The organism is Nitratireductor sp. GCM10026969 (assembly GCF_042660605.1).
Lineage (GTDB): Bacteria > Pseudomonadota > Alphaproteobacteria > Rhizobiales > Rhizobiaceae > Chelativorans.
The window spans coordinates 1-11686 of record NZ_JBHSUM010000105.1 but is presented as its reverse complement, the minus strand read 5'-3'; the positions used below and the strand labels follow the sequence as shown (position 1 = coordinate 11686).

General features: G+C 60.9%; 9 protein-coding genes. 6 read left to right on the top strand and 3 right to left on the bottom strand.

The window, feature by feature from the left end:
* Positions 1-2436 (bottom strand): CshA/CshB family fibrillar adhesin-related protein (locus ACFP9U_RS17965; protein ID WP_378623554.1); only part of this gene is annotated, 2436 nt, incomplete at its 3' end.
* A gap of 393 nt (positions 2437-2829) precedes the next feature.
* Positions 2830-3762 (bottom strand): helix-turn-helix domain-containing protein, encoded by a 933-nt coding sequence (locus ACFP9U_RS17960; RefSeq protein ID WP_378623552.1) that lies wholly within the window; start codon positions 3760-3762, stop codon positions 2830-2832.
* 959 nt (positions 3763-4721) lie between these two features.
* On the opposite strand from ACFP9U_RS17960, the gene ACFP9U_RS17955 reads away from it, so the two are divergent.
* From ACFP9U_RS17955 to ACFP9U_RS17935, 5 genes are all read left to right on the top strand, one after another.
* A complete protein-coding gene (locus ACFP9U_RS17955; RefSeq protein ID WP_378623551.1) occupies positions 4722-5822 on the top strand; it encodes a sensor histidine kinase in 1101 nt (366 codons plus the stop codon).
* Positions 5823-5830: 8 nt separating this feature from the next.
* The gene (locus tag ACFP9U_RS17950; protein ID WP_378623549.1) at positions 5831-6502 is read left to right on the top strand and encodes a response regulator transcription factor; all 672 of its coding nucleotides are present in this window, start codon (positions 5831-5833) and stop codon (positions 6500-6502) included.
* A 108-nt stretch (positions 6503-6610) separates the two neighbouring features.
* Positions 6611-6964, top strand: a complete 354-nt coding sequence (locus tag ACFP9U_RS17945) for a hypothetical protein (protein WP_378623548.1) — start codon at positions 6611-6613, stop codon at positions 6962-6964.
* A 1-nt stretch (position 6965) separates the two neighbouring features.
* Complete coding sequence (locus tag ACFP9U_RS17940; protein ID WP_378623546.1) at positions 6966-8681, top strand: OmpA family protein; 1716 nt, start codon at positions 6966-6968, stop codon at positions 8679-8681.
* Complete coding sequence (locus ACFP9U_RS17935; RefSeq protein ID WP_378623557.1) at positions 8681-9178, top strand: Rab family GTPase; 498 nt, start codon at positions 8681-8683, stop codon at positions 9176-9178. Before ACFP9U_RS17940 ends, ACFP9U_RS17935 begins: the two co-directional genes overlap by 1 nt.
* Before the next feature lie 237 nt (positions 9179-9415).
* Here ACFP9U_RS17935 and ACFP9U_RS17930 read toward each other — a convergent pair whose 3' ends face one another.
* Positions 9416-10330 carry a LysR family transcriptional regulator gene (locus ACFP9U_RS17930; RefSeq protein ID WP_378623545.1) on the bottom strand — a complete coding sequence of 305 codons (915 nt, stop codon included), beginning with the start codon at positions 10328-10330 and terminating at the stop codon, positions 9416-9418.
* Positions 10331-10423: 93 nt separating this feature from the next.
* On the opposite strand from ACFP9U_RS17930, the gene ACFP9U_RS17925 reads away from it, so the two are divergent.
* Entirely contained in the window at positions 10424-11419 is a 996-nt protein-coding gene (locus ACFP9U_RS17925) for an NADP-dependent oxidoreductase (protein WP_378623543.1), read from the top strand.
* Positions 11420-11686: the final 267 nt, after the last annotated feature.

The following is an 11686-nucleotide window of genomic DNA, read 5'->3' as shown; positions in this document are numbered from 1 at the left end:
GGCGGGAAGCGTGAAGGTGCGGGTCTGGCTGCTGCCGCCCGCCGCGAAGGAACCGGCGTCCGTCACCGCGCCGAAGGTCAGACCGCCGTCCAGCGTGTCGGTCAGGACCAGATCCTCGGTCATCGCGGACCCCGTCACCGTCGCCGCCAGCGTATAGGTGATGGTGTCACCCTGCGAGACTTGCGTTCCATTGGCTGGATCGGACGTCTTCTCCGCCGAGATCTCCAGAACCAGCGGATGCTCGGTCGTGCAGGCGGTGCATTCCGGATCCGGGTCGCCCCCGCCCTGCGTGGTAACCGTATTCGTCAGCGCGCCCTGCGCATCCGCATCGACGGTCGCCGTATACTCCAGCGTATATGTTCCCGGCGCCGTATTCGTGGGCAATGTGCAGGTCAGGACCTGCCCCGCTGCCCCGCAGGACGTGAAGGGTCCGGGCGCCGTCACTGCCGTGAACGTCAGGCCGTCGCTCAGAGTGTCGGTCAGTGTCAGCGGCTCGGTCGTCTCCGAGGTCCCTACGGTGGTCGACACCGTGAAGGTGATCACGTCTTCGGGAAGCACCTCCTCGCCGCTTGCGGGGTTGGAGCTCTTGACCGTGCTGATTTCGGGCGCGGGCTGGATGGTGATCGTGTGCTCGGCGCAATGGTCGGCATCGGTGCACGTATCACCGGGCGGCAGAGGATCGCCGTCGTTGAACGGATCGCGTCCTCCTCCGACGCTGGCATGGTTTACCACGTCGCCGACGGCGTCGGCGGTGACCTGGACCGGCAGGGTGAACTGCGCGCTGTCGTTCGCCTCGCCGCTGGCGCCGAACAACTGGCTGGTGGTGCAGGTGACGAGTTGGCCGCTGAAGGTGCAGCTCCAGCCGTCGGCCGAGTGCGTCCCCGTCCAGTCGGGCAGGATGCCGTTCGGCAACTCGTCGAGCACCGTCACTTCGGCCGGCGGCGGGTTGTTGTCGGCGGTGCCCGTGGCAACCGGGCCGTTATTGGTGACGGTGAGCTGATAGGTGGCGTCGGGCTCGCCCACCCGCCAGGAGCCGCCGACGGCGTTGCTGGTCTTTTCGACCGCCAGGCTGGGAGCGAGCACGGTGAGGGAGTGGTCCTCCACCTCGCCGTCGGGCGCCGTTCCCGTCGGCAGCGCGAGGGCGCTGGCGTCGTTGGAATAGCGCAGGCGGATATAGCTGACGCCGGGCGTCAGGGTCTCCGGAATCGTCCAGGTGAGCGTGGCGTCGGTTCCGGTACACTGCGCCTCGGTCCGCTCGTCAGGATCAAACGCACCGCTGCGGTCGAAGTCGATCCAAGCGGCGACCGTTCCCGTACCCGTGCACAGGATCGTTTCGGTCAGTTCCTCGCCGGTCTGGAGAACGCTTATGATGTAGTTTGCCGGCCAGGCGTCCTCCTCGGCTGCGCTTTCACCGTCGGCTCCCGGGGTGTGGATCGCGGAAAGTTCGGTGTCCGGCCCGCGGGTGCCGAGATAATCCTCGTCGGGCGGCAGAAGGCCGCCTGGTTCATAGCCGGCGGCGTTCAGGTCGATGGGGGTTCCATCCTGGGGGATGTTGTCGTTTGCGAATTCCATGTCGGCGACGAGATGCATGACCTCGCCGTATGAACTGGGCGCATCGGCAAAATCGGCATAAGGCGCAAGCATGCCGATCGCGATCGCGGTATTACCCCTGCCGCCGACGGCAAAATCCATGCTGACGTTGCTGGAAGGGTTGTTAAAGCGCAGGAACGACACCGCCGCCGTATTGTTGTTGGTGCCCGGCCCGAAGCGTATTGTCTGGCCATCCGTGCTCTTCTGGGCCCAATATTCCCCGGCGCCAGGATTCTTCAGCATTTCGACCGCGAACCACTGGCCGTCGGCAGTGGCCTGCACATACTCTTCGCCGGTGCCATCGATCGACTCTGCGTCGGCCATCACCAGGCCCTTCAGCGGATAGGGGGCTCCGCCGAGGGTCGCGCTACAGCTGACAGTAAAGGTGGCCTCGCCATCCGCCACCATGATGCCGCTGATGAGCTGGTTTGCCGTATCAGTGCCGCCGATATTGTAGAGATTATCCAGACTGTCGCCGCTCCAGTTGCCCGGGCGGTAAGAAGTCAAGGGATTGCCCCCGAGGTTCTGGAGGGAACACGTCACCACGAGGTTGATACCGCCGGCGACAGGCATGGTGGCCGACGTGGTTGAACCGACTGCAAGGGGCTGGCCGTGCGTGCCCTGATCCCCGCCGCCCCAGGTCAGCCACAGCACGTCGTCGATATACTGGCCGCTGCCGCCGGTGGCATATGCCGCCGCCTGGGCGGGCGTCGACGACAGAACGGCAAGGCCCACCAACCAAAGAAGAGCGACGCATGCGCTGATCAATGAAAGTACCGGCTGGCCATATCCGCGCCGCTTCCCACGCGCACCAATGATGGCACGCTCGGAGGAATTCCCCGCCATGTGTATGCCCTCTTGCATGTCAGATGCTTGCCGCGTCCCGCAGTGCCTCGAGTCGGTCGGCGGCGCCCCACGGCCCCATAAGAGAGATTAGGAACACAACTTCGTTTGCGTCCGCACTCTGCCCCCTCACCAGAAAGGTCCCGCTCTGCCGCATTTTCCTTGCCCCCGAATGCATCGCGGCGGAATGCCGCATTGCCATCGATCCCCCGTTGCCCAAGGACGCCGAATCTTGCCTCAGGCAGCTGTTTTGAAAGTTATTGAGGTTGGTATGACCTCGAATCATCTCCGCACGGAATTAAATCCGCCACCGGAAGAAGCATCTCTCTATCGGCATGTCTTTCTGGAAACTGCTGTGTTTTTAGGAATACTGCGGCGCATCAATCCTATGCTTTGTCAAATTATCGATGTTGCAGAAATGTAACTGCTACCTCTACGAATATCCCCGGGTGTGAGGTTGAGGCGCTGCCGCAACGTGGCAGTCAGGTGGCTCTGGCTGGAAAATCCGCTCAGATAGGCCACCTCGGCAATCGACAAGTCAGTCGTGCGCAGGAGTGTCACCGCCTGCTTGATGCGGAGACCGACGACATACTGGTGCGGGGGCCTATTGAAGGTGTTGCGGAACGCCCTGAGGAAGTGGCTGGGCGACAGTCCCACGATGCCCGCCATCTCCGCCGTCGTCAGCTTTCGGCCGTAGTTTTCCCTGAGGAACTCGTCGATACGTTTCGCTGCCACCGCCCCGAGCCGGTCCGGTTTATCGAACTTTATGAGATCAGCAACATTGCTGTAGTTGCGCAGGAGATTGAGCCCGAACAGCAGCATCAGGCCGTCAATATAGACTTCGCTCAATATGGCGCCGCGGCTGGCCTCCAGCCGCATCTCAGTGACAAGCCGCAGCGCCCGCTCGTCGACATGACCCACGGCAGGCGGGCGCAGTTCCAGGTTGGCGACATTGAACTCCATCCCAGCAAGGCGCTTGAGTTCGCCCGGCAAGTACCCGACGGCAATGCTTTCCCGCTGCACATCCCACTCACCGGCGCTCTCCATATCCGCGGGGGTGAGCAATAAGGTTCCGGCGGGTGCATCACACTCAATAAATTGACCGCTGCCTATACGTGATCGCATCCGAGGAACCGGCTTGAGCAGCACCTCGGCAAAGTCCCCGAATGATTTGAAGGTCACCGAGCCTGGCTCGAAGACGGCATGCACGAAGCCGCCGCGCTGCGCCGCGACCTTGTGTCCCGGCGTCGGAGGCATGGCTTCGAGGAGGCTTTCCACGGTGGATTGCTGCTGCGACGATGGCATGGCGAAAATGCAGTTCAGTTCCATGAAGTACCGGGCTCCGGCTCGTTATGCATGGCCCGCCAGCGGCATGGAGCGCCTCCCGGCCACTCGCAAACAACCGCGCAGCATCGGCGAACCGCCCGCCGGCGTCCCAAATGAGAGAAAGGAATGAGCGCCGATCGCGTCCCAAGTCCGCTGGACCGGGAGACCGAGCCCATAATGAGGTTAAGAGACCAAGCTGCACCTGCCGACGTGTCCGCCACAAACCGGGTTGGACCGTTCAGCTCGGGGCAGCTATGTCTGCGGGCCGCCCGCCTAGGGGGCACCAAATCCGGCAAGACAGGAACGCTGGCGGACGGGACGCTTCCTTCGAAGCTCCGTCCATGATCGATATGTTTTAAGCGGTCATCGCTTCCGTGCAAGCGGGAGCTTTTCAATCCCTCGCCACTGCATCTGCTTCCCATAGTGCCCCCCCATTCCTGCGCGTCCCGATCGATTCTCCTTGCTCCGTAATCACGTGCAGATGGCTTCCGATGTGTCGGCGCCGCCGGTCACCGGCACACGCGGCTTGCTCATGCGGCACTCACCCGGACGTCGGTCTCAAATCCGGCCTGTGCAGGTGACGCCGACCGTCGACGTGTGCCCGGCGCATGTGACGGAGCGGAGGTGTCGGATGAAAACATCCAATAGCTGCCGTGAGGCCGCTGCCTCATCGGTAGCAGTGCGCCTGAAAGGGATCCGCGCCTCGATTGGACACTCCCCTTTCGTTCTTCGGCTTTTGTAGACATTCTCTCTCCCGTCACTTGGATACCGCTTATGATGATCCGTGCGAATTCCCCGCATTCCACGAATGTTTCTTATTGGATTTGTCGGCGATTAACTCTTTCGAGCGCCGGTGACATCTGGCGAAAGTCATGTTCGAAGATGACGAAAGTCATATTTTTTTGCAGTCTGCTCGGCATTACACCATAGTGGGCGGGCCTTAGAGCTGGTTTGGAGAACGAATGATCGACCTCGCCGCTGAGCTGCAATCGGTCGCGGAAGCCGATGTCATAGGGCTTGCAATTATCGGCGCCGACAGAGCGATTCAGCGGAAAATCGGGCGCTTGGTGGATTGGCTCCCAACAAGGGGGCTGGACTGCTGCCAGTGCATGCTGCTGATCGGAATGGAATCCGAATTGGTTGCCCTGGCCGAAGGACAGCGCGACATAATAGCCCTGTCGGGCGTGCGCGGTGCATCATCCGGACTGGATCATCCGATGACGGCGGCTATCGTCTGGAACAGGCACCAATCACACTACGTTGTGATCGCAATACCAGACTTTGCAGCGCACCAAGTCGGAATCCTGTTTGAAAGCGAACGCCGTGCCCGTCGCGTGATGGAGCAACAACTGGAGGCGGCCAACACCGAGGCGCGCTTCGCCTCGCTTGCGCGAGCCCGCCTAAGGTTGGCACGCGACCTCCACGACACGCTCGTACATTCGATGATGGCGCTTCTTACCCAGATACGGGTAACCCAGCACTTTCTATCTACCGATCCCGCTCGCGTATCCGAAGGTCTAGCGGTCGCAGAAGAGGCCGCTGTAAACGGGTTGGCGCGCGCGCGCGATGCGATTGCCCGTCTTCGGATGCCCGATGACCTTGAACCGACGGCAGACATCGAGGAGATGCTGCTTGAGTGTGCCGAACGGACCGGCACGGAGATCTCTGTGAACATCGACAATAATGCCCGCGATTGTTTGCGGAACTACAGCGTGACGGTGAAACGCATCCTGAGCGAGGCATTGCGCAACATCGAGACACACGCGAAGGCGCGGCGCGTACAGTTTCGTGCGACGGAAACGGAGACTGAAGCCGGCAGGAGATTCGTTGTCGAGATCTGCGACGATGGATGCGGTTTTGATCCCACCGTTTCAAAGCCAGGGCACTTCGGTTTGACCGGAATGATGGAGTTTGCTGAACTCGCAGACGGCGAATGCACCGTAAAGAGCGCACATGGGGACGGAACGGTGGTACGCTTATCGCTGCCGCCCATCGCATCGTCGGAGGCCCCTGCTTCAGGCCCCCGTAAACCGCGTGCAGTCGCAGGGTGGTCGAAAGGATAGTGGGGCGGGTGAGCAAGTTGACTGAGCAGGTCGAACGGGTGCGTGTGCTGATCGCCGAAGATCAGACCTTGATTAGGGAAGGACTTATCACGCTCCTCGCACAACAGGACGACAATTTCGAAATGCTCCCGGGTGCAGCTGACGGCGAGCAGGCCATCGAATTTACGCGCCGATACCGGCCAGACGTCATTTTGATGGATTTGCAAATGCCGCGTGTCGGTGGCATTGCGGCTACTCAAAGGATCCTCCGTGAGTTTCCCAATACCCATATTGTTGTCCTGACCACCTTTGAGACGGACGACTTGATCTTCGAGGCCGTTAGCGCGGGAGCGAAGGCGTATCTGTTGAAGGATGCCAGGGTTGATGAGATTGCGGCAACTATTCGGGCGGTGACGAACGGCCAGTCGGCGCTTTCGCCAAGCGTAGCCGCGCGCATTCTCGACGAACTCAAACGGTTGCGCCCCCGGCATGCTCCGGCAAGCCCTCGGGTCAACGACGGCCTAACGGCGCGGGAGAAGGAAATTCTCAGGCTCGTGGTCGAAGGCAAAAGCAACAGCGAAATCGGCAAGCACCTGCATTTGGCTGAGGGAACGATAAAGAACCATGTGAGCACAATTCTGGAAAAGTGCGGGGCTAGAAATCGAACCGAATTGGCGATAAGAACATTGGGTTTGAATTGAGTAACGGGGCATCCACACTTTCGGGGTGAAGCTCCCGAGAAATTTTACGTTTTCTGCGGGCGGGAGCAAACTTCCTTCAGTAACGGCGGGGATAGCTGGAGAATAGCCATGCAGATTGTTGATAATATTCATAACAGCGCGAACACAAATGCTTCTACGGGGGAAATGGAAGCGACAACGCGCCCCGAGGAGACGATCGAGCAGGTCCGTGATCTTTTATTTGGCAGCGCCCAGCGATCGCTCGAAGATAAACTGACCCTCTTGAAGGAGGAAATGAGGTCTTCCGTCAAAGAACTCAAAGAAGAGTTCGAGAAGGAGCTGGCGACTATACGAGCAATGGTCGAGGAGCTCGAGCGGAACAGCGAAATGAGGCAACTCGACTCGCACAAGGAGATCGGCGCCGCGATTTCGCAGCTTGGTGCGACCATCAGCGAAATGGGGTCACGTCGCACGGGCAGATAGCATGGCATCCGCAGTCGGCCAGGAGCGCGAGTTCGAGCAGCTCAAGACGCTGCTCTTTCAAGCGGAGGCGACGCGTCTTGAGACGCTGGAATCAGATGTCGCTCGCCTCCAAGGGTATGTAGGCAACCCCAGTCGCCTTGAAGCGGCAACGGCAGACGTTTTGGTCGCCGCGCTGGAGCGTGCGGAAATCCGTCAGCCGCGCGAACTCGCAAACGTCATTGCACCCTCCGTGGTTTCCGCAGTCAGGAGCGAGATCAGAAACTCGCGCGAGATGATGGTGGATACGCTCTACCCAGTTGTCGGGCGGCTGGTCAGCGCGGCCGTGGCTGACGCCTTCAGGGAACTGGTTGCGTTCCTGGAGGAGCGCATTGGCGCGCTGACCTCCGCGGAACTTTGGATCGGGCGCCTCAAGTCGCTTGCAACTGGCCGTCCGATCAGCGAGTTCGTGTTGGCGGATAACCACCCACTCCAGATCAACCGCCTGCTCATTATCGAACGTGGCAACGGACACCTCGTCGCAGACTGGAAGCGGGAGGGGATTCCTGACGAACGCGCGGACCTGATGAGCGCGATGGTCGCGGCGATCTTTGAATTTTCCATTCAGGCGCTGGCCGAAGAAGGCAGCCTGCAGAAGCTCGACTTTGGCGGAAAGGAAATCGTGCTTCGGGCCTCGCCAAGATTCATCCTGGCGGCGGAGTGCACGGGCCTCCTGCGTCCGTCCGACGAAGCCAGGATCAATTCGCTCTTCTATGACATGATCGAGAGCATGGGCCGCGGCTCGAACTGCGACGCTGCAACGCTCGCCGCACTGGCAAGCTCTATCAAAAATGATCCTCTATCACGCCGCAAGAAGAGGAGGAGGCGTGGAAGGATCCTCCTGCTCATCTTTACCGCTTTTGCCGCTGCCCTTGTCGCTTGGCTAGCAGGCATCATCGTGGCTCGCACGGTGCTGGAGCAGCGAACGAACGCTGCGCTGCAGCGACTTGTCGACGAGCAGCCGTTGCTGGCTTCGTTTCCGCTACGGCTGGACTTTGACCATGGCGATCAACGCTTGATGATCTCAGGCATTGAGCCCAGCCAAGTGGACGTTCCCCCCTTGGTCGACACGCTGGCCGAGGCTGCGGCTCCGTACCGGATTGTCAACCGGATCGGCATTGTTCCCGGGTCGGAGCAATCGGCGGCATTGCAGACCGATATCGCCGCGGTGCAGCGGTCGCTTTCCCGCCTACAGGCGAGCATGGACCAAATGCGCGAGGCGATGGCCGGGGATTCAAGATCCAAGGATCAGCAGTTCGCCGAGTTGCGTGAGCAATACGATCGTCTGGCATCCCTTGTCGACAGTCCTGCAGAACGGCTCAATCGGTTCATGGCCACGGCGGCCGTATTCTTCCGCACGGGTACTGACGAATTCATCGATAGCGAAGAAGCAGAGCGCCAGTTGCGGCAATTGGCAGCGTTGCTTGAAACGAGCGATCTGAAGATTAGAGTCGTCGGGTATACAGACGATACCGGATCGGATTCCGCCAACAGAAAACTTGCCTTCGACCGAGCGCAGCGGGTAGCAGAAAAGCTGGGTTCTCTCGGAGTCGACCCCGCGCGACTGGTTGTCGTTTCACGCTCGGCATCAACGCCGATTGCCGACGGAACCGGGGCAACAAACGCCGCAAATCGCCGGGTCACTTTCGAAAACGTGTTCCAAACCGAACCGGTCCAGTGATGCTCACGGCAAAGGTCATGTTGCTCGGTGATATGGGTGTCGGCAAGACGTCGATCATGTACCGCCTCGTGCACGATCGTTTCGACGGGCAATACATGACGACGCTTGGTGTCGAAGTTCTCGGTTATGATGTCCCTGCCGACAAGGGCGAACCGACGCGCCTTGTGCTGTGGGATACGGATGGCGATTTTGGAGAACGCGTTTTCGAAACCGTCTATGTTATGGGCGCTTCGGCTGCGATAATCGTGTCGGATATAACGCGGCCGCGAACGGTCACCCACATGGTCGATTTGGCACGCAGCTTTGAGTCAAAATTTCCAGGGAGGCCCTACAAAGCCCTGGTAAACAAAATCGATCTCACGAAAGATAGCGGAAGTCCCGGAGAGATCAGAGATCTTGCGCCCTCGAGCGTTAATTTTGTGAGCGCGAAGACCGGCACCGGGATTGCGGAAACCTTTGCCGCACTCGCAGAGACTATACGTCGCCGACAACTCTAGGCTCCACTCGTTCGGACTCTGATTGATTTGATAACGTGGTTCTTTGCTGATGAAGGAGAGGATTGGGCCTTCAGCGCGCCGGTGGGCTTCCGCCTTGCCGCGCGGATGCCGGAGCGGATCGCGGGGCTGATCATTCAGAACCGCAACAGTGGCTGATCGCTTTCAACCCTTTCCAGCGGACAGGTGCATTAACGATCCCACATAGACCCAATATGGGAGATTTGGTCCGCAATCCCGTTACGCGATCCCCGGTATGCGGGCGATTTGTTCCTTAAGGAAATCAGCCAGCAGTCGGACCCGCGCAATGCCTGCACGTTCGGGGACGATCAGCGTGCTCAGCGGGACGGGTGGCAGCGAATAGTCGGGCAGGATCGCCTTCAGCCGGCCTTCGCCCAGGAGATCGTCGACAAGCCATTGATGGGCTGGGGCAATACCGCGCCCGGCGATAAGGGCCTCCCTTGCGGCGAGCCCATGGTCGACGCGAAAACGTCCTCCGAAGGAGACCGCATGACGCTCCCCGTCGTCCCCCTCCAAGACAAGGGTATCGCTTCCCGTAATGTTCGTCATCCGGATACCCTGGTGACCAGCGAGGTCCTGCGGGACAGCAGGCGTTCCCTGCTTCACGAGATAGTCCGGTGCCGCCACGAGTACACGTCGGGACTGGCCGAGCGCCCTGAGCTTCATGGAGCTGTCGACGAGCGGACCCAGGCGCAACGCGATATCGACGCCCTCCCGGACGAGGTCGATCCGCTCGTCGGTGAGGCTCAAGTCGACCCCGATATCAGGGTAGCGGTCCTGAAAGGCGAAGATCAGCCGGCTGACGTGCAAGACGCCGAAGGCCGCCGTGCAGGAGATCCTGATCGTGCCGGCAGGTGCTCCACGCGTGCTCCGCACCTCGTCGCCGGCCTGCTCCACGAGGCGCAGGATCTGGACGCTGTTGGCATAGTAGCGGTTGCCTTCATCGGTCAGTGTGACACGCCGGGTGGTCCTTGAGAGCAAAGGCACGCCGACAGCCTCTTCGAGCTCGCGCAGATGCCGCGAGACCGTCGACTGACCGACGTCGAGCTCGCGCGCGACCGCTGACAGGCTGCCGCGTTCGGCGACGCGGACGAAGGTTCGCATGCGTTCGAGCGTGACTTCAGATTTATCCATTATTCGGCACAATTCTATCCATACTGTCTATCTACCGGATGAGCGTCGACTTCGCTAACTGAAGGGCAGGTTCAATCTTCGGAGGCTTCGATTATGCCACGGACAATCCCTGACACGATGCAGGCGGCCGCCATCGACCGCTTCGGCAGCATCGACGAAATCAATGTGCAAACGCTCCCCGTGCCCGAGGTCGGTCCGGACGAGGTTCTGATCCGGGTCGAATCCGTCGGCGTGGGCGTTTGGGATCAGTGGGAGCGCGAAGGGGCTTTCCGCGACCTCTTTCGCGAGAGGCACGGCTTCGAGCCGACATTCCCCTACGTGATCGGATTTGACGGGGCGGGCACAGTCGCTGCCGCGGGAGACACTGTCACGCGCTTCAAGGTGGGCGATCGTGTCTACGCCGACCGGCACATCAATCCCAAGGGCGGGTTCTACGCCGAATATGCCGTCGTGAACGCCGAGTTCGTGTCCCTCATCCCCGGCGATCTGACCGTTGAACAAGCCGGCGCCATGCCGGTGGACGCAATCACTGCGCTTTTGGGGCTCGATGACACGCTTCGGCTCAGGGAAGGGGAGACGCTGCTGATATTCGGCGCGGGTGGCGGGCTCGGGCACCTGGCGGTGCAATTGGCCAAACGGATGGGTGTGCGTGTGTTTGCGGTCGCCTCGGGCGAGGACGGCGTGGCGTTGGCCACGCGCCTCGGCGCCGAAGTCACGGTCGACGGGCGCAAGGAGGATGTGCTTGCCGCGGCCCGCGCGTTCGCGCCCAATGGCCTGGATGCCGCGCTTCTTACCGCTGGCGGCGAAACAGCCCAGCGCGCGCTCGAGGCGGTGCGTGGCGGCGGACGTGTCGCTTATCCCCGTGGCGTCCAACCGGAGCCCGAGGGCCGATCTGGTGTGACGGTCGAGGAGTATGTGGGCGATGAAGCCAGCCGAGAGGTCTTCGAGAAGCTCAACCGTCTCATCGCGTCAGGCCCGTTCGAGGTGCATGTCGCGCGCGCATTTACGTTGGAGCAGGCCGCCGAAGCGCACCGAGGCCTCGGCGAGCATTATCTTGGCAAACTTGTCTTACGGCTGACTGGTGGATGAAACGCCGAAAGAAGAGCGCTGGCAATATCGGCTCATGGCCGGGCGATAGCTTGGCGGCCGGGCTCACGAAGGTCCAATCGAGTCCCGGCGTGGCGCGCAACTCATCGAAGAACGCTGCGCTCTTGAGCGCACCCAGGCTGCGGGAAAGTCGGGCTCATCCACCACACGCCAGCGCCATCACTACGTCGCTCTCCACACCAAGGGTGGGGTCCGACCCGCCCGAGTAGCCGCAAATCCTTCGCCATAGAACGCTACGACTTCCTCGGA

Coding starts and splice junctions, on each gene's coding strand:
- ACFP9U_RS17960 (WP_378623552.1), bottom strand. CDS start 3,762: ATGGAACTGAACTGCATTTTCGCCATGCCATCGTCGCAGCAGCAATCC.
- ACFP9U_RS17955 (WP_378623551.1), top strand. CDS start 4,722: ATGATCGACCTCGCCGCTGAGCTGCAATCGGTCGCGGAAGCCGATGTC.
- ACFP9U_RS17945 (WP_378623548.1), top strand. CDS start 6,611: ATGCAGATTGTTGATAATATTCATAACAGCGCGAACACAAATGCTTCT.
- ACFP9U_RS17940 (WP_378623546.1), top strand. CDS start 6,966: ATGGCATCCGCAGTCGGCCAGGAGCGCGAGTTCGAGCAGCTCAAGACG.
- ACFP9U_RS17935 (WP_378623557.1), top strand. CDS start 8,681: ATGCTCACGGCAAAGGTCATGTTGCTCGGTGATATGGGTGTCGGCAAG.
- ACFP9U_RS17930 (WP_378623545.1), bottom strand. CDS start 10,330: ATGGATAAATCTGAAGTCACGCTCGAACGCATGCGAACCTTCGTCCGC.
- ACFP9U_RS17925 (WP_378623543.1), top strand. CDS start 10,424: ATGCCACGGACAATCCCTGACACGATGCAGGCGGCCGCCATCGACCGC.